Origin of the sequence: Trichocoleus sp. ST-U2 (assembly GCF_039961875.1) — a bacterium.
Taxonomy (GTDB): Bacteria; Cyanobacteriota; Cyanobacteriia; order Cyanobacteriales; family FACHB-T130; genus FACHB-T130.
In genome coordinates this window covers 1-18,454 of record NZ_JAMPJY010000024.1, presented here as the reverse complement: position 1 = coordinate 18,454, position 18,454 = coordinate 1, and the positions used below count along the sequence as shown (strand labels likewise).

The window sequence follows — 18,454 nt, the reverse complement described above, 5'->3', positions numbered from 1 at the left end:
TCATTGGTCATTAGTCATTGGCTACGGACTAAAGACTAGAGACTAATGACTAATGACTAATAACTAACAGCAACCTGAAATGACTTGCTTCATGACAGACCAAACGACTGCCGACCTACCATACACCAGCCAAGACCTTACCGACCTACGCTGCAAGTTTGAGTCGGGTTCTGAAAAAACGCAACTACAACTCCTCCCAGAACTTCTAAAAGCGGGTAATGCCGGTTTGGAGGTACTGATGGAATTTTTACGTAACAATCAGTCAACTCCTACCAATTTAGTTACAGCTAAAGCCTACCAGACCCTCTACAACGCCAATTTGCCAGCTGCAACTGAATTTCTTCAAACCCATTTCCCTTCCGGCATTATCCCCTTACATTCAGAACGCGGCATCGACTACAGTTCCCTGCAACACCTGCTCTTGCAACAAGACTTTCTTGCCGCTGACCGCCTAACCTTGCAAAAGCTGTGTGAATTGGCAGGTGCTCAGGCTGTACAGAGAAAATGGTTGTACTTTACAGAGGTAGAAAACTTCCCCATTCCTGATTTACAAACCATCAATAGCCTGTGGTTCCTACACTCGGAGGGCAAATTCGGTTTTTCCGTGCAACGGGAAATCTGGCTGAGTCTCGGCAAAGACTTCTTAAAGTTCTGGCCCAAAATTGGCTGGAAGAGCGGCAACAACTGGACTCGATATCCCAACGAGTTTACCTGGGATCTCAGTGCCCCTAGGGGTCATCTGCCTCTGTCAAATCAGCTGCGGGGTGTACGGGTGATTGCCGCCTTGTTATCTCATCCCGCCTGGTCAAGTTGAAAACTTCAAGGCTCAGGACTCAGGACTCAGCAAACAAGAGTGATGAGTGAATGAAGCAAGAAAGCCTCTTGCCAGCAGAAATGACTCTACTTTTCACTCTTGTTTTTCATCCTGGCTCCTCAATCGAATCACCGTCACTGAAGACTTGTCGGCTGGGTTGAGCCGAGTGCTAAACTCAACGCCTCCCTTGATTTTTGTTGCTTTCTCCTCCCTTGAAGGCTAAAGCCTTACGGCATGAACGCGCCTGCGCGACCTCAAACACCACGTCGCCAGGGCGGGAGAACCCCCGCTATTCTTGTCGTTCAACCTACGATAGAAGTCAATTTTGTTTAAACTCAGTGTCATTTACCCTTAGTCCTTTTTAACCGAAAAGCAAAACTCTCTGCTCAACGTGTTTGTTAGAGGCCTTCTTCGGGAACGCTAAGTGTAGCGGGATATTAAATTAAGTCATACAAGCAAAGCGTATGGGAGTAGGGATGGTAATGGCAGCCCCAGAAAGCAGACTTTTTTGTCGTTTGGATGGTTTGACACCGGCAGTACGAGAACAACAAAGGTTCGCTGCTTTGGGAGAATTGGGTCTACTTGAAGCAGAGATGGTTCCAGTGTTCGAGGAAGCTACTCAAACAGCAGCCCGATTTTTGGAAGCGCCGATTTGCATTTTAAGTTTAATGGCTCAAGACAAGCAGCGGATCAAAGCAGCTGTGGGTTTATCACGATTAGGGTTGATGAACGATCTCGCCACGTCCCGGCAGCTCCCACGCCATCAATCTTTGTGTACTTATGTGGTCGATAGTCATCAAGTTTTGATTGCTGGCGATACGCTAACAAATCGAGCGTTTGCTGAAACTGCTCTTGTGCAGCACTACGGCATCCGTGCCTATCTAGGGACACCGCTGCTATCATCTAGTGGAATCTGCCTGGGCACCCTGGCAGTGATGGACTTAGTGCCTCGTAACTTTACTAGCAAAGATATTGACTTTTTGGAACTTATGGCTCGCTGGAGTCTGAGTGAATTTGAGAGAAACCGTCTGTTTTTAGAAACGCGACAATTGGGGTCTTTAGAGCGTACCAACTCCAGCTATTGGTTTGCTAAGCCGTCGTCTAACGGGCAACCAGAAACGGGTAAAGACCTGGGATACAATGCCGCCTCGAACAACAGCAGTATGGGCAGCAATGCGGGTGAAGTGTTGTCCCTGACCCGTTCAACCCCTAGCCCCTCTGCAACTAGCTCCGTTAAAGTCAAACTGCTATCCCAGCTGTCACAGGAACTGCGGACTCCGTTGACTTCAATTATGGGGATGGCAAGTGTTTTGGGACGCGAAGTTTATGGGCCATTAACGACCAAGCAGAAGGAATACCTGGAGATTATCCACAACAGCGGTCAGCACTTAGTGTCGCTAGTTGATGAAATTTTGTCTCTGGGAGGGTTGGATGAGGTTAGCCAAAAACTCGATTTCACCTCTGTGGACATCGAAATGCTGTGTCAACAGGCGATTAATAACCTGCAACAGATTGCGTCTGGGCGGCAGCAACAGATTCGTCTATCTGTAGAGCCTGGAAAGCGCATCTGGTTGCTTGACAAGGATAAAGTGCGGCAAATTCTTTACTACCTGATTTTTAATCTAATTAACTCAGGGAGTGCAGGGGGCGTGGTTCGCATTCATGTCTCTCGCAAAATCGAAAAGCTGAACATTGCGGTGTGGGTTTCTCATCCCTGGCTAGGAGATGGTCTACCGCAGATTGAGTTTTATGCCCAGTCCGATATGTCGCCAAATCATCACTTAGAACCAGCTCTCTCAGAAGCCAGTGTTGCTTACATTCAAGAGCCATACTCCGTGCCGTCCCTCACATCAATGAATCAATTGTTGCTGAATGACTCTCGTGCCGCTGATTCTGCCGTCTCAGAAGGGCTGTCCCATTTATCAGTCGGCAATGGTTCTCGTGAAAGTTTGGGGTTGTTGCTGAGCTGTTTATTGGCAGAAATTCATGGTGGGCACATTTCTGTTCAAGGCTCTCCAGAAGCGGGATATCGCTATGTAGTCAGCTTGCCACAGGTGGATGCGGTGGAAACAATTGGTGATGATTGACGGACTAGAGACTATAAACTATGTACTTGGGTAATCGGTAATCGGTCATGGGAAATGGCTAATCGTTCATTGACCAATGACTAATGTGACCAATACCAATCACCCATAATCACTTCCCCCCTGACCTATCACATGAGTGTTTGGCAACAATTTACCTTGTCCAGTTTGCCGCTGTATCAATGGCAAAGTGCAAGCTATTTACATCGGTTGGTTGGTAGCTTGCGAAGCTGGCGGCAGAGTAGCGTCTGCGTGCAGTGGGCGGAGCCGTTGGGAGCCTTGTTTGTGGCTTTAGTGTTCGCTTTGGCTCCTTTTGTGTCAACGGCTCTGGTTGGCGTGTTGTTAGCTGCCGGTGCTGGCTTTTGGATACTGCTGACTCTGTCAGATGAGGCGGATTATGTACCGGGCGAAGCGCCTAAAGTTACTCCAATTCACTGGCTGGTGTTGCTGTACTGGGGCATTGCCACTGTAGCAACGGCTCTGTCGCCAGTGAAGATAGCTGCTTTGAAGGGCTGGGGCAAGCTAACGCTGTATTTGCTATTTTTTGCGCTCATGGCGCGAGTGCTGCGATCGCCCCGACTGCGTTCTATCCTGATCGCGGTCTATCTCCACATTGCGCTGATTGTTAGTGTCTACGGGCTACGACAATGGTTTTTTGGGGCGGCGGCATTGGCAACTTGGACAGATCCAACGTCTCCCCTATCTAAAACGACGCGAGTTTATAGCTATTTAGGTAATCCCAATTTACTCGCTGCTTATCTTTTGCCTGCGATCGCTTTGTCTCTGGCTGCTATTTTTGCTTGGCGCGGGTGGAGTCGTAAAGCGCTAGCGCTGACGATGTTTTCCGTTAATACTGCGTGTTTGATTCTCACGTTCAGTCGCGGCGGCTGGATTGGCTTTATATTTTTGCTTTTAGTATTTTCGCTGATGCTGCTTTACTGGATCGGCGAACATCTGCCACCTTTCTGGCGGACTTGGTCGCTGCCGATTCTGTTAGGAAGTTTGGCGCTAGTGCTAGCGGTGGCGATCCTATTTGTGGAACCAGTGCGCGATCGCGTTTTTAGTATTTTTGCAAGTCGCAAGGATAGCAGTAACAATTTCCGGGTCAACGTTTGGGAAGCGGTGATTGAGATGATCCGCGATCGCCCGATTTTAGGGATAGGCCCTGGCAACGAGGCTTTTAACAAAGTTTATCCCCTTTATCAGCGCCCCCGCTATACTGCCTTAAGTGCTTATTCCGTTTTCCTGGAATTGGCTGTAGAAACTGGCTTAATTGGTTTTTGCTGCTTTATGTGGTTGCTGATTGTCGCCTTTAACCAAGGATGGCTACAGCTAAATCGTTTGCGGCAACTGGGCAGGCGTGAGGGCTTTTGGCTGATAGCGGCGATCGCCACGATATTTGGTCTATTAGGACATGGTTTGGTAGATACAGTTTGGTATAGACCGGAAGTAAATACGCTTTGGTGGATGATGGTGGCGTTGATTGCTAGTTATTACACTTTCTCACCGAGTAGCGATCGCACTCCCCACACGCTAACGGAACACAGTTAATTCGATTTCCCTGTTTGATTATTCATTAGTTTTTAGACTTTTTTCGGCACCCACTCCGTCCAAAGGCGAGCGAAAAAACAAAAACTCGCAAACTCTTGTCCAAACAGCACTCCTAGAGTGGATGGAGTTGTACCCATGACTAAAGACTAAAGACTCTGACTTTTGATTTATCTGGAATCCAAACAAGTTTAGAAAATTTCAAAAGCAAAAAGGCAAAGAAAAGATTTCCTCTTCTTTCTTTTGCCTTTTGCCTTTTTTAGTGCCGTTAATTTCCCTATAAGCCACCCGTTTTTTTACTCTCTGTAGCCGGTACGACTTACTGGATCTGGATCGCGGTAACGGGTTGGTTCTTCATGCTTGCGACCCGCTAAGCCTGCTAAACCAAGCAGTCCCAGCAAGCCCAACCAGCCCCAATCAAAATTGCGATCGCTTTCAACGGTTCTAACGTCTTGGCGAGGATCGGTGTTTGTAGTTGTATTTGTATCAGTATTCGTTTGAGCAGAAGCAGGCACAGTCAAAGGCAGAACCGCCATGCTTAAGGAGAGAACGCCAGCTCCAATAAATTTTGATAAATCAGATCGTTTCATAAATAAGGCTCCTTGTCCGTTCTTCATCACAAACTTATAGATTTCCCTCCAAATCAGAATCAATCTACGGCTATAAATTAAAAACTTCTAGACTCTAACTATAGAGATAGAAAATGTCTCTTCTTTCCACCATTCTCTCCCTCTTTATAATTAGGTAATTTTCAGGGTATAAACCAAATTTAACTTTTTAAGACTGGGGATCAATAATAAGCTTGCGAATTCATGTGAGTTTGGCTTAAGCAGCAGGTAGTAAATGGTAGTCAATGGTGATAGAGGGCTGCTTGGTTTGGTGGCTCTTGCAATCAATCCGCACACCAGGTTGACCAGAAAGTTGCCCGACTGCGGTGAGGGAGCAGCCCATTTCTGCAAAAAGGCGCATGGAATTCTCTTCTAAACAGACTAAACCTGCAAGACAAGGGTTCTAAAGTCCCCGTACCGTCTGAACTCTGTTTGATAAAAGCTCTCACAACTTCTGCCCTCTTCATCTCAAGGAGATAGAAGTTGCCAGGATTTACTTTTCTCCAGAGATAATGGCACCCATCAGGGTGTCTCCCTGAGGTGATGAGAATGCTCGCTCCGAGAAATGTTCTTCAACTGGTCAACTTCAACTGGTCAATCAGTGTCTCAATCATCGACCGCTTCCGCAACACCGTAAACGTTCTCGTTTACGGTGTTGCAGCCTATCAGCGAAGCAATTGTGGCTGCGGACAGGGTTTTCAAACCTTTAGAACCAGTTATCGACACCGTAGAACTTTTCTTTTTATCTGAGCATGGGACAAGCAGATGGATGGAGAATTCAGCAGTTTCGGCCTATCTGTTATGGCTGTTCTTTATCCCGAACTCACGGTTACGTAATCTGCGTAGGCTGTCAGCATTGTGCGTATTACCAGTTCCCGCTCGTGTTTTAACCTGACTCTGGAAATTTCCCCATTCTTGAGAATACTGAATTTTTATGGATAGCGCTGTCAAATAAAAAGCGCTATCCGCAAAATCCCTGAAAAGCTTTCAGAATATTTACCGATGTGCTTCAAAAAAAAGTTTTGAGCCTGAGGAAAATACTGCTTTAAATTCAAAGCTAATTAGTAGCTTTGTAAGTGTATTTAAGAGTTTACGTAAATATTCAGTACTATGAAGAAGCCAAAAAGAATTAGAAAAGCTGTAGACAAAGAATTATGATTTCAGTTATTAATAAACAAGGAAAAGAAAACACACGTCTGCACCGGGCTTCTAAAGTAAAAATAAACTCAATTATTTTGGATGTATTTGCCGGTTGGATGGGGTGAAGTCGTTCATCGCCTTGGTAGAGGTACTCAAATGAAAATCAAACTAATTACTAGTCTGCTCGCCGCTGCTGCTGCCCTGACCGGCGTCATCTCTGCAACTGCACCGGCATCGGCTGAGATTAACTGGGGTTCTGTAAATACTGCACCCACAAAGAATGCATTGAGCCAATCTGATGATTTTTCAAACATCAGCACGCTTATCGATAGCTTAAACACGCAGATCAATAAGTCTCAAGAAAAATACGCATTTCCAGACTTGAGCCTTTTAGGCGGTAAATCATTTGATTTAAGCAAATTAACGTTGCAAAACGATACTGATGTTCGTGCTTACTTCGTCAATGAAGGGGCGGATTATAACAATCAGCTAGGTTATCAAGCACTTGACAGTAACGGCGACATTGTCAAAGATGGAATGGCTTTCTGGGAACTCAACAGCACAGAAAGTATTAGGGAAAACCAAACTAGCTTTACTAATCTGAAGCAAGGAGATTGGGTCAACTTAGGCAACTTCAGTAAAGGTACAACCCTGAATTTCCAGTTGAACGCCAATAGTTTATACGGCACCAGCAACTCCTACGGCATTTACAATTCTGCTTTTAATGCTCCTAACCCTGATGGGCTACAGCACGCCAGAGGATATCTCTTTAACTCCCGTTACCTGGTGATCGGTTTTGAAGATTTGTACGGAGATGGAAGCGAGACTGGCGTGACTCCAGCCTCTGACCGGGATTTCAACGACACAGTTTTCATCGTCGATATCGGCAACCAAAGTCTGCAAAGCGTACCTGAACCATCTGCAACGTTGGCACTGGTAGCTGCAAGTACGTTAGGGATGTTTGGCCTGCGTCGCCGCCGCAACAGCCAAATCAATGGCTAATCCCCTGGCCTATCGCTGATAATCTTTGCAAGTTCAATTAGTCAATAACCCCTGTTTCTAGCCTGCACCCTGCGGGCTTTTTTATTGGAAGCTTATGTAGCAGCTGCTTCGCTGTAAGCTTAGCCAGTGAAGCAGCGCATAGATTAGGATATTTCCCCTAGGGGTAGTTAAAATCATTCAGGCTGAGCCGTGGAATGAGATATCTAACAGCTTGTTCGCCTTAAGCGAGCAATCTGAGGCATTGTAAAGAATATCTGCTCTCTGGCGCTAGCTAAAATAAGGCTATGTCTCAATCTACCTCTGCCTCCAACCCCTCTCACTCCGCTGCTAGCTCATCTGATATGCGGCCTGTCTTCATCCTGGTGGATGGTCACTCGTTAGCCTTCCGCGCCTACTTTGCCTTTGCTAAAGGGCGGGATGGAGGCTTAAAAACAAAGACTGGGATTCCTACCAGTGTTTGTTTTGGCTTCCTCAAGTCGTTACTGGAAGTAATAGCATCCCAGCAACCTCAGGCGATGGCGATCGCATTCGACCTCGGCCTACCCACTTTCCGCCACGAAGCCGACGATACCTATAAAGCTGACCGCGCTGAGACGCCAGAAGACTTTATCATCGACCTGAAAAATCTTCACGACCTTTTAGATGCCTTCAATCTGCCAATTGTGACGGCACCGGGGTATGAGGCAGATGATGTCTTGGGAACGCTGTCACAAAAGGCGAGTGCGGCTGGGTATCGGGTAAAGATTGTTACGGGCGATAGAGATTTATTTCAACTGGTTGACACTGCAAAGGAAATTAGCGTTCTTTATCTCGGTCAAACCTTCTGGCAACGTGGCAGCAATACAGGGCCAGTAGAATTTGGGCCAGAGGAAGTTAAAGAGAAACTAAAGGGCATTACACCAGAGCAGGTTGTCGATTACAAAGCTTTGTGTGGCGATGCCTCCGACAATATCCCCGGTGTCAAGGGAATTGGCGACAAAACAGCCGTGAAGTTGCTTACAGAATACGGTTCCCTGGATGGGATTTATGCCTCATTGGATGAGATTAAAGGAGCGGTCAAACAGAAGCTGGAAGCCGGGAAAGAAGAGGCATACCGTTCCCAGCACTTGGCAAGGATCGTTCTTGATGTCCCTCTAGACGTTAGTTTAGAAGACTGCCCGTTGAAGGGATTTGATAACGCCGAGCTAGAACCGCTGCTAGAAAAGTTAGAGTTTAGGACTTATCTAAGCCGAATTAAGCAGTTGCAGCAGGCATTTGGCGGTGTGGCAGAGGAAGCTAAACCCGTTGAATCTAAAGAAGAACTTGAAGAAATCAGTTTTGATGATGGCGACCTCTGGTTTTTCAGTGCCGCTGATACCGAAGCGGCTAGCAAGGCAGACACAAATGCTGCGAATCAGATTAGCGCCCAAATTATTGATACTCCAGAAAAACTGACAGAACTGATAAAGCAGCTGCAAAGTTGCACCGACCCTGACAAACCAGTAGCGTGGGATACGGAAACGGATGCCCTAGAGCCACGAGATGCCCAACTGGTGGGGATTGGCTGCTGCTGGGGAATCGATCCATCTGAAGTTGCTTATATTCCCACGGGTCACAAAAGTGGTGAAAATCTGGATAAAACGGCTGTCTTAGAAGCGTTGCGTCCAATTCTGGAAAGTGCTGACTATCCCAAATCGTTGCAGAACGCCAAGTTTGACCGGCTGGTGTTGCGCTGTCAGGGAATTAGCTTGGCTGGGGTGGTGTTTGACACGATGCTTGCCAGTTACGTCCTGAATCCAGATAACAAAATCAAGCGCAACCTCAGCGACTTAGCCCTGCGGCATCTGGAGCTAAGTATCAGCAATTATACGGATGTGGAGCCGAAAGGCAAAACGATTGCCGATCTGGATATTCAGAGTGCAGCCTACTACTGCGGAATGCAGGTCTATGCCACATTCCAGTTGGTGTCAAAGCTACGAGAAAAATTAGAGGAAGTCCCCGCTCTTCACCAGCTGTTACGGGAAGTAGAACAACCTTTAGAGCCAGTTTTAGCACAGATGGAATATGTGGGCATCCGCATCGATGTGGGGTATCTCAAAGAACTCTCGCAACAGATGGAACCTGAGTTAGAGGCGATTAAGCAGAAAGCTTATAACTCCATACCTCGTAATGTCTTCAATGCATATCTCGAAAAACTCTTGACGCAGTTGGAACCAGATTTAGAGGCGGTTAAGCAGAAAAAATACGACTCCGTAGCCAGTGCTATTTTTAAGGCTTATCTCAAAAAAACCGCACAAAGCAAGGAAACGGATTTAGCGGCGATTAGGCAAAAGGTTTACGATATCGAACCCAGTGCTATTTTAAATTTGAACTCACCTGCTCAGTTGAGTGAATTACTGTTTGAGATACTCGCTCTGGACAAAAAAAAGTCTCGCAAAACTCCGACAGGGCTTTACTCCACCGATGTCTCCGTTTTGGAAAAGTTGCAAGGAGATCATCCAATTATTGATGCTCTTTTAGAGTACCGCACCCTACACAAGCTTTACTCTACCTATGTGGAACCATTACCAAAGTTGGTGCGTGCCGATACTCAACGGGTGCATACTGATTTCAATCAGACGTTTACTGATACTGGGCGTCTGTCTTCTTCTAACCCAAATTTACAGAATATTCCCATCGGCACGGAGTTTAGTCGGCGGATTCGCAGAGCATTTTTGCCGGAACCGGGTTGGTTACTGGTTGCTGCGGACTATTCGCAAATTGAGTTGCGGATTTTGGCTCACTTGAGCCAAGAGCCGGTGCTAATTGAGGCATACCAGCAAAATGAGGATATTCACAGCGTCACCGCTCGGCTGTTGTTAGAGAAGGATACAGTGACATCTGAGGAGCGCCGATTGGGGAAAATTATCAACTTCGGCGTGATCTACGGGATGGGAGCGCAGCGATTTGCGCGGGAAGCTGGGGTGAAGGCAACCGAAGGCAGATTGTTTATCGATCGGTTTAATGAGCGCTACCGTAAGGTTTTTGAATATTTGGAGCGGGTGAAGCGGGAAGCGATCGCTCACGGTTATGTCGAGACTATTCTAGGACGCCGCCGTTACTTTAACTTTGAGGGCGGCAGTCTCCGCAAGCTCCAAGGTAGCAATCCCGATGAAATTAACCTTGACAAACTCCGTAATTTGGGACAAGCTGACGCCGGTTCGCTACGCGCCGCCGCTAATGCTCCCATCCAAGGTTCTAGCGCCGATATCATCAAGATTGCAATGGATAAACTGCACAAAGTTTTGCAGAATTATCAGGCGCGTTTGCTATTGCAAGTTCACGATGAATTAGTGCTTGAAGTTCCTCCCTCGGAATGGGAAGAATTACAGCCTCAGATTCGCTCAACGATGGAAAACGCCGTTTCCTTGAGCGTTCCTCTTAAGGTTGATGTGCGTGCAGGGCAGAATTGGATGGAGACGAAGTAAAAAACTGTAGTTTCGACAGCCTTTCCTGTATGACTGTTCGATTGGTGGTTAAGCTCAGCGTGGGATAGAAGCGCGATCGCATCTTTCTTCACCACTCCAACTGCTAAAAGCCAGTAACAGGTGTCCGAAACTATTGGACAATGGAAACGTTTGTCCAGATAGACTTTTTTGTAGTAAATATTTATAATGACCAGCACTCGCAAACTCATCCAAAATTCTCTCATCTGGACTGGTGCAGTTGTTCTCATCCTCGGCTTGGTGGGATGTGAAGCTATTTTTGGTTCTCCTACTTATCCGGTTAAGCGAGTCAGCGATGGGGATACTCTCGCCGTGACGGATCGCAGTGGGAAAAACATCAACGTGCGCTTTGCTTGTGTGGATGCTCCAGAGGTTCCCCATTCCAGTAAGGAAAAGGCAAGCAAAAAAGCAGCAGATCAAAACCAATTCAAGTGGGGAATAAAAACCCAGCAGCGATTGCAAGAATTGGTACAGCAAGGAGGCGATCGCGTTCGCTTAACTGTGACTGATACTGACAGGTATGGGCGTAAAGTTAGCGAGGTGCGCCTGCCTGATGGCACTTTTGTTCAGGAAGTGTTGGCAAAAGAGGGACTGGTACTGGTGTATCGTCAATATCTAAAAGATTGCCCTAGCGCTGCGATCGTTGAGCAAGCAGAAGCTGAGGCGAAAAAGAGTCGGCGCGGCATTTGGCGTGACTCCAAATTTCTGCCGCCGTGGGAGTATCGCAGTGAGAGTAAGTAGCAAAGACTCATAGTTAATTGCAATAAACAATAACTATCAAAAGTCTTCGTCAGCATACTCACTGGCATCTTCTGATTGAGACTGGTTACTGGAAGGCGCTCCCCAAAAAACAGGCATGAGGGCGCTGCCAACCGCTCCCGCGCCAGCACTCAACGCCAGTACGACGCCTACTGGCATCCGGATCGACTGGAAAGTTAGAAATTTCACCGATACCGGCGTGATGTTTTGAATGGACAACAGAGCGATCGCTGCGATGGAACTGGCTAAAATCAGCGAGGTAAGCAGGTTGGTAAGGGCTTTCATGGTGATAATGGCAACTGAGTAAGTTCCTGCTACCAAGTAGGAGCAAGAGCGATGTCCTTGCTCCTACCGATCGTTTAGACTATGACGGGTTCCAGTTGGTTAATGGTTTGTTCCATTTGCTGGGCAATTTGGGTCATTTTTTCTGGAGTATTCGTTTCTAGATAAACCCGCATTAGCGGTTCTGTTCCGGAAGGACGCAGGAGTATCCAACTGCCTTCTTCTAAGTAGAGTTTAATCCCGTCTTTGCGCCCTACTTCTTTCACTTTAATTCCTGCCACTTCTGCTGGGGGATTTTTAGTGAAATCATCGATGACAGCGGCTTTGTGGGCGTCATTTAAGTGTAAATCGAGACGTTTGTTGTACAGAGGGCCATCGGCTTCTGCGATTACTTCTTCTACTAGCTGACTTAAAGGCTTGCCTTCGTAAGCGATCGCTTCTGCCACCAGCATATCGGCTAAAATACCGTCTTTTTCGGGAATATGTCCGATAATGCTCAATCCGCCCGATTCTTCGCCGCCGATCAATACCTGCGTCTCGCGCATTTTCTCGCCGATGTATTTAAAGCCTACTGCTGTTTCGTAGATTTCCAAGCCGTACTTAGCAGCGAGGTTATCCAGCAGGTGGGTGGTGGCAACGGTGCGGACAATTGCACCAGTTTTGCCTTTGTTTTTGACTAAGTGACGCGCCAGCAGCAGCAGCACCGTGTTCGGTGTCAGCACGTTTCCTTGTTCGTCAACAATGCCGAAGCGATCGCTATCTCCATCCGTCGCCAAACCTAAATCTGCCCCGTCTTTTTTCACCGCTTCGACGAGTCCAATCAATTCCTCTCCTTTCGGTTCTGGCATTCCACCGCCAAAGAGAACATCGCGATAGGTGTGGAATGCCTCTGTATCGCAACCACAGCGCTCCAAGACGGTATCCAGGTAGCCACGAGAAGTGGAGTAGAGGGCGTCGTACTTCACCTTTAGCCCTGCGCTCTTAATTCGCTCTACATCCAGCAGGGTGTAAATAAACTGGAGATAATCTGGCTTGGGATCAAAGGTAGAAATCTTATTGGCATTGTTGCCACTCGGCGGCTCATCCGTAGCGTCTTCAATATTCGCTACAATTGTATCCGTAATTTCCGGTGTAGCCGGACCAGCGTAATCGGGGATGTATTTGATGCCGCAATAGGGAGCTGGGTTATGACTAGCGGTGAACATCAGTGCCCCAGCAGAGTTGAGAAGCTTAGCGTTGTAAGCAATAACTGGCGTCGGGCAATCTCGATCGACAATTTTCACCGTCCACCCAGCGTCTGCCAAAACTTCGGCGGCAGTCCGGGCGAATTGGTCGGCTAAAAAACGGGTATCGTAAGCTACTAAGACGGGACGGTCTTTGGAATAGGCGTTTTCGAGATAACTCGCGATCGCCCGCGTTACTTTACACACATTGGCGAAGGTAAAGTCATCGGCGATAATCCCCCGCCATCCATCGGTACCAAATTTGATCTTGTTTGAACTGCTGGCTGCGCTCATCTTAACCACTTCCTCTTGATTCCACCTAAATACTACAAGACGCCTATCGCTTCAATCTCGCTACCGGATGACAAATGGTTTGTATAAACTGAACAATTTGTTCGCACCGGCAGAAAATCTAGCTGAATCTGAGGATACGATAGACCCAACCCTTAATTGCAAACAAGGGTAGCAATCAGGTGTTAATTGCCGTTGCAAATGGTAAATTAGCTGCAAAAGCAATATGAGCCATCCGCTATCGCCTCGCGCCTGCCATTAGGAAAATCATCTCAAAGGAGCCGTAAGCCATTGTGAGCCAGACAGACACGCCAAACCTACAAACGCTTCAATCTGACGCAACTCGCCTGCGCGAAGAGTTGCAGATGCGAGATCAACTGGTTCAGCAGTTGTCTCAAGAACTATTCCGGTTGGTTAAGGGCAATGCTAATTTTATGCCCAGACCGGAAGTTTCTGAGCGGCACATGGCTCAGATGAGAGCGCTGCGAGAACAACTGCAAGAGGTCGAACAGCAGGTAACGTTCTACCAGGAACAAATTACAACCCGCGACACCGAGATTTATCAATTGCGGCAGTCCGTACAGGAATTGACCGACCGCAGCCGGATGCTCGAACAAGTGGTACAGGAGTTGCCACAGATTTATCGCCAGAAATTTGCCGAACGCATGGCACCCGTGCGGGAGAAAGTGGCGATGCTGCAACGGGAAAACCGTCAACTCCATGCCGAGTTGCAAAGTGTCAGCTACCGTCTAGCTGTCAGAACCCGTCGCACGACGACCGGACTCGATCTGCCCAGTTTCCCGCGTACGGGTGTTCGTAATAGCCCGATTCCAACCTTTGGTCATGCGTAAAGTTCTGATTGTGGTTGATGCTGCTGATGAACTTCCGGTATCGCCCACAATAGCCGAAATTGTTTCTGCCCTCAAGCAAAGCGCGCTCAATTCCCCAGTACCGACAACGATACAAATTGTAGAGACGCAATTTATTGCCTCAGTCTGGACGGACTTGCAAAACCAAGCGGAAACTCTTTGGTGTCCTTTAACGCTGAATTTGCCAGAAAGCTTGGAATTTCCAGCCCAATCCCTTTATCAGGCTTGCCGCGATGTGACTGGTTTACGCCAGTTGGTGGAGCAATTAGGAGCGACGACGGGTGTCGGTGATTTCTGGTTGCCAATCGTTCTTACGGCAAAGGGGCCGCTCTACGGCGAGGTAATTGGTAGGGTTGAGGATGATGAAAGTAGGCGCTTAGAACCGACTTTGAAAGGTTATCGTCAGCCGGTGCATCTATCGGATATCTGGCGTCAGCCACTGTACCAACTGGGGCATCGATTGCTGCAATTTTTATCAGCGCCACCAGCTGTTTATTTATTACAGTTCGGCTTTCAAGAGCAAGGGATTTTTTTTGACCGACTTTTGCCGTTTCCAGGGGAACCAGCGATCGCTAGCATTAACGTTCAAAAGCCAGATTTATTTACCTGTCACTGGCACTGCTTGACGGGTCAAGCAATTTACGATCTCCAAATCAACGCCTTTCACGACTAAGAAGTCGCGGCTAGGCACTTGTAGGGACTCCGATTTATTGGGTTTCCCTATCTGGGCTATCGATCCCTTGAACTGGGCATGAATTCCGTGAAGCTCGATCCAACAAAATACGGCTTAGCACTACATACCAGCAGTCCTGAACTAGGTCTAGCACTCAATAACTTTTCTGGAGATTCGCGCTGCCAAACTTGGGATTTAGGGCGCGATTTATCCACTCATTTACATCATCATCTGGCTGAGTTTATTCAGCCGCAGATCTGGGCTGATTTGAAATTTATCTGTGTGGCAATAGGCCCAGGCAGCTTTACAGGGACTCGCATCGGTGTTGTTACAGCGCGGACACTGGCGCAACAGTTAGATATTCCCCTATTTTCCGTCTCTACACTGGCATCTGTGGCTTGGTCAGAAGCCGGTAAAAGTAAACAGCAAGGCAACGGAAACGGTGAAGAATCTTCACTCAGTAATGCGATCGCTGTCCAATTGCCAGCTCAACGGGGTCAATTATTTACCGCCATTTATCAGGTATTGCCATCCAGTTCCGGACTCGCTCAGATGTTACCAGATAGCGTGATGACACCGGCAGTATGGCAACAAACGCTGGACAGTTGGCATCCCTATCAGCTAATTGATATCGCTGCTGGGGCTGGGCTAGGGGCAACCGTTTCGAGTCTACTAGAACTAGCCTATCTAGATTGGCAACAGGGGAAGCGTCCCCACTGGTCAGAAGCGCTACCCTTTTATGGTCAACACCCCGTTGAGGAGAAAACATCTGGGTAGAATAAGCGGATGCGATCGCTTAAAGATATCAAACAGCCGACCTCTACAATAATTTCGACACTATCTCAAAAATTGAGATGTATCACCCCTTGGCGCTACTGTCGCATAGAAGATACATCAAAAATTCTGCTTGACATGGGAATCCGTTGATTAGTGGCTTTACTGTCCGCTACAGGGGAGCTAGAATCAGTAGCTTTATTTCCAGCTTTAGAAACAACAACTTGCTCAGTATTGGTAGAATTGACGACAGTATTACCAACGTCAGATTTAACACTTGTATTCCACTCTGCGGTCTGTTCAGAGGAGCTTGAGTCGATAGTATCAACAATGTTAGTTTCTAAAGGAATAACCGTTTGGGCTTGAGAATTAGCCGCACTTAAAATAGAGCTTTGAGTTAAAATAAAAACTAGAAAAGAAAAAATAAATTTAGCCACTTTGACTCAACCTCCTTCAAATAAATAATTAACTTTTGCAAAAGCAAAAATAATCTGTATCTATCTGCAATTACAGATAAAAATTTTGAAATCAACCCATAAATTTTTCTGCCGTAAATGTTTTCCAGGGTAGACAAATACAGCAAAACTTACAATTTTTATTAAGGTTGATTAAAAAGCGATAAATGACAAGCAGAAATTTTTGTAATTGTCCCTATAATTGCTTGACTGAACCTTATGCCAATTTATAGCTTTTACTCTTTTATTTACAAGCGAGATAACACTGAAAATAAAAAAATATTAAAATTTAAAAAAGTATGATTAGTAAAAATACGGTGAAATTGGATAAAGTTTTTGTAGTTAAATAAAGGTTTGATGAAGTGTAAACTGGCATTTTGCATCAGAATATCATCCTGAGCAACATCCAAAAACTCCTGCGATGTTGCACTTCGGTGGATGTGACAGGTGTAGATAGAAAAATTTTCTTAGAAAGAGAAGCTAGTTCGTAATATACCTACAGCGATTGAGTCGCTAGCGGGTGTATGTCCCGGTTCAAAAATAAAGACTACCCCTGGCGTGATGCTAATGTTGTCCGTTGCCTGCCAACGATAGAACGCTTCTACATGAGTGGTCGTTCCAGGTTGTCCTCCTTCTCTGCCCAAACCCGTATTGAAAAAGTCAGGGATATTATTTCCTACGGGCAAATCGCTGCTAACAATTTTTGGTGGTTGTCCAATATAAATTCCTCCCAAATTTCCTTGTCCAAATAAATCGGGAAAATTGAGATACACCATATAGTTAGTTGTTTCTACATTTCCCGATCTTCCGGGAATGTGGGAATTGGTATAACCAGCCCATCCACCTAACGAAATGCGCGGCGTAATTCGCCAGTTAATCGTGGCACCAACGGCATTAGTTTGCAGGGATGCTGAATTACCAGTCAGTGGATTAATAGCACTCAACTGGTCGTCTCCAATCCCAGTCAGGAAAGAACCATTGGGAGAGTAGTCATTAACATAATACAAAGTGATATCAAGCGGATCGGTTGGGGTAAGCGCTAGTTGGACACCTGCGGTATTGTGCCCGTCAGGTCGTCCATCGCTATGAAAAAATCCTGGAATAGTCGTTGAGTAAACCGCCTGCAAACTGGCACGTTTAGCAAATTGCCAATCAAAACCGATACCGCCACGACCAAAGCCAATATTCAGAATTGGGTTTCTTTGGGCAAAAGCAGAAATTGGACCTGTAGCAGCGCTTTCCACACGATTTGGGCCTCGGAAAGCGTAAGCCATATTTACTCCTTCTGTCCCCACGAGAACAGCAAATTTGTCGGTGAGGAGGAAACGGTAGTTTAGATCGCTCAAAATCACATCGTTATCATTAAACAATTCATAGCTCAGTAGGACATCGTTAGTTAGTCGAGGTGCAGTGGTTCCTTGACTCGCTTGGAGACCTGCTAACAGGTAACTACGTTCGTCAAATTGGGTAGTTAGATACAGCTGATTAAAATTAATTACGTTAATATTTGTACCCCGATCATCAGTCTCTTTTTTCCCATCTCTAGGAAATAAATCGGCACGGTTGTTGCTACGCCCTTGAACGCCAACAATTGTCAGTCCGCTCAATTTAGTGGTTGTAGAAAATTGGGTTGCTTCTATTTCCGCAATCCGAGCTTCCAAGCTACCCACTGAACCCCGAAGACTGGCCAATTCGATTGCAAATTCTGATTGCAATCGCTGTAAGGTAGCCAAATCCTCTTGTCTGATTCCATCAGCAGTTGCTATCGGAACCAGGTTAGTAATTTGCTCCAAACAAGCATTTAACCCGGCAGCAAATTCATACCGCGTTAGGGCACGATTACCACGATAAGTACTGTCCGGATAGCCCGCGATACAGCCATAGCGTTCGATAAGCGATCGCAGTGCTTCATATGCCCAATCTGTGGGTTCCACGTCTGTCAGCTGAGAAACATTGGTCACTTGCTCCATCGAAGCTTCAGCAGCGTCTGACTCTTCTGCATTTTCCTCCTCTAGTTCCTCCACCTGTTGCAAAGTCGTGTTGTTATCAGGCTGACTATCCAAATTTGGTAAATCTGAATCTGTCTTTAGAAACGTACTAATTTCTTTGCTACCTTGAGGAGTTTTATCTACATCCGCAGAATAAGCAGTTTGAGAGACAAAGCCACTGACTAAAATCCAGCTAAATAACCCGTAGTTCAAACTTGAACAAATAATTTTTTTGAATATAATTTTCAATATCATTTGCTTCCAACTCCTATCAGATCACACGTTTCCGAGCTATATGAATAGCTTGGAAACAAACTCAACAAAAAATTTAGCAGAGTCGTTCACAAATATGACCGACTCTGCTAACTAACGTCAGTTCGGGTTAAGCCGAAGGCAGCAAGTTGTGGTCAATGGCAATCGCTGGCTTCTTCGGTTGATGGCAGTAGGCAATCAATCCGCAGAGAATGTTGACAAAGCAGT

15 protein-coding genes are annotated in these 18,454 nt (G+C 46.5%); 9 read left to right on the top strand and 6 right to left on the bottom strand.

The features are described 5' to 3' along the window. Positions 1 to 91 precede the first annotated feature (91 nt). The 3 genes from NC996_RS16565 (at position 92) to NC996_RS16555 (ending at position 4,449) form a co-directional block, all read left to right on the top strand. Entirely contained in the window at positions 92 to 814 is a 723-nt protein-coding gene (locus NC996_RS16565) for a GUN4 domain-containing protein (protein ID WP_190413044.1), read from the top strand. Positions 815 to 1,296: 482 nt separating this feature from the next. Further along, on the top strand, positions 1,297 to 2,901 hold the full coding sequence (locus tag NC996_RS16560) for a GAF domain-containing sensor histidine kinase (RefSeq protein ID WP_190413043.1): 1,605 nt from the start codon (positions 1,297 to 1,299) through the stop codon (positions 2,899 to 2,901). A gap of 132 nt (positions 2,902 to 3,033) precedes the next feature. After that, the gene (locus NC996_RS16555; protein WP_190683762.1) at positions 3,034 to 4,449 is read left to right on the top strand and encodes an IctB family putative bicarbonate transporter; all 1,416 of its coding nucleotides are present in this window, start codon (positions 3,034 to 3,036) and stop codon (positions 4,447 to 4,449) included. Between the two features lie 293 nt (positions 4,450 to 4,742). Here NC996_RS16555 and NC996_RS16550 read toward each other — a convergent pair whose 3' ends face one another. Together NC996_RS16550 and NC996_RS16545 are read right to left on the bottom strand one after the other, a co-directional pair. Beyond that, on the bottom strand, positions 4,743 to 5,036 hold the full coding sequence (locus NC996_RS16550; protein ID WP_190413041.1) for a WGxxGxxG family protein: 294 nt from the start codon (positions 5,034 to 5,036) through the stop codon (positions 4,743 to 4,745). Positions 5,037 to 5,271: 235 nt separating this feature from the next. Then, positions 5,272 to 5,415 carry a hypothetical protein gene (locus tag NC996_RS16545; protein ID WP_190413040.1) on the bottom strand — a complete coding sequence of 48 codons (144 nt, stop codon included), beginning with the start codon at positions 5,413 to 5,415 and terminating at the stop codon, positions 5,272 to 5,274. A 935-nt stretch (positions 5,416 to 6,350) separates the two neighbouring features. Between NC996_RS16545 and NC996_RS16540 the strand changes: the two genes are divergently transcribed. From NC996_RS16540 to NC996_RS16530, 3 genes are all read left to right on the top strand, one after another. Then, on the top strand, positions 6,351 to 7,196 hold the full coding sequence (locus tag NC996_RS16540) for a DUF4114 domain-containing protein (protein WP_190413039.1): 846 nt from the start codon (positions 6,351 to 6,353) through the stop codon (positions 7,194 to 7,196). 284 nt (positions 7,197 to 7,480) lie between these two features. After that, positions 7,481 to 10,642, top strand: coding sequence for a DNA polymerase I (locus NC996_RS16535; protein WP_190683760.1), 3,162 nt, complete (start codon positions 7,481 to 7,483; stop codon positions 10,640 to 10,642). Positions 10,643 to 10,828: 186 nt separating this feature from the next. Continuing rightward, the gene (locus tag NC996_RS16530; RefSeq protein ID WP_190683758.1) at positions 10,829 to 11,401 is read left to right on the top strand and encodes a thermonuclease family protein; all 573 of its coding nucleotides are present in this window, start codon (positions 10,829 to 10,831) and stop codon (positions 11,399 to 11,401) included. Positions 11,402 to 11,437: 36 nt separating this feature from the next. Here NC996_RS16530 and NC996_RS16525 read toward each other — a convergent pair whose 3' ends face one another. Further along, positions 11,438 to 11,704, bottom strand: a complete 267-nt coding sequence (locus NC996_RS16525; RefSeq protein ID WP_190438568.1) for a LapA family protein — start codon at positions 11,702 to 11,704, stop codon at positions 11,438 to 11,440. 74 nt (positions 11,705 to 11,778) lie between these two features. Further along, on the bottom strand, positions 11,779 to 13,218 hold the full coding sequence (locus NC996_RS16520; RefSeq protein WP_190683755.1) for a phosphoglucomutase/phosphomannomutase family protein: 1,440 nt from the start codon (positions 13,216 to 13,218) through the stop codon (positions 11,779 to 11,781). Between the two features lie 290 nt (positions 13,219 to 13,508). Here NC996_RS16520 and NC996_RS16515 point away from each other — a divergent pair, with 290 nt between their 5' ends. The 3 genes from NC996_RS16515 (at position 13,509) to tsaB (ending at position 15,534) form a co-directional block, all read left to right on the top strand. Continuing rightward, on the top strand, positions 13,509 to 14,066 hold the full coding sequence (locus NC996_RS16515; RefSeq protein WP_190413034.1) for an Npun_F5560 family protein: 558 nt from the start codon (positions 13,509 to 13,511) through the stop codon (positions 14,064 to 14,066). Then, entirely contained in the window at positions 14,059 to 14,757 is a 699-nt protein-coding gene (locus tag NC996_RS16510) for a hypothetical protein (protein ID WP_190429186.1), read from the top strand. Before NC996_RS16515 ends, NC996_RS16510 begins: the two co-directional genes overlap by 8 nt. Positions 14,758 to 14,835: 78 nt before the next feature. Beyond that, positions 14,836 to 15,534: a tRNA (adenosine(37)-N6)-threonylcarbamoyltransferase complex dimerization subunit type 1 TsaB gene (tsaB, locus tag NC996_RS16505; RefSeq protein WP_190683752.1), complete on the top strand. Its 699-nt coding sequence runs from the start codon at positions 14,836 to 14,838 to the stop codon at positions 15,532 to 15,534. Positions 15,535 to 15,629: 95 nt separating this feature from the next. Here tsaB and NC996_RS16500 read toward each other — a convergent pair whose 3' ends face one another. Together NC996_RS16500 and NC996_RS16495 are read right to left on the bottom strand one after the other, a co-directional pair. Then, complete coding sequence (locus NC996_RS16500) at positions 15,630 to 15,968, bottom strand: hypothetical protein (RefSeq protein ID WP_190683749.1); 339 nt, start codon at positions 15,966 to 15,968, stop codon at positions 15,630 to 15,632. Positions 15,969 to 16,453: 485 nt separating this feature from the next. Beyond that, the gene (locus tag NC996_RS16495; protein ID WP_190683747.1) at positions 16,454 to 18,229 is read right to left on the bottom strand and encodes an iron uptake porin; all 1,776 of its coding nucleotides are present in this window, start codon (positions 18,227 to 18,229) and stop codon (positions 16,454 to 16,456) included. Positions 18,230 to 18,454: the final 225 nt, after the last annotated feature.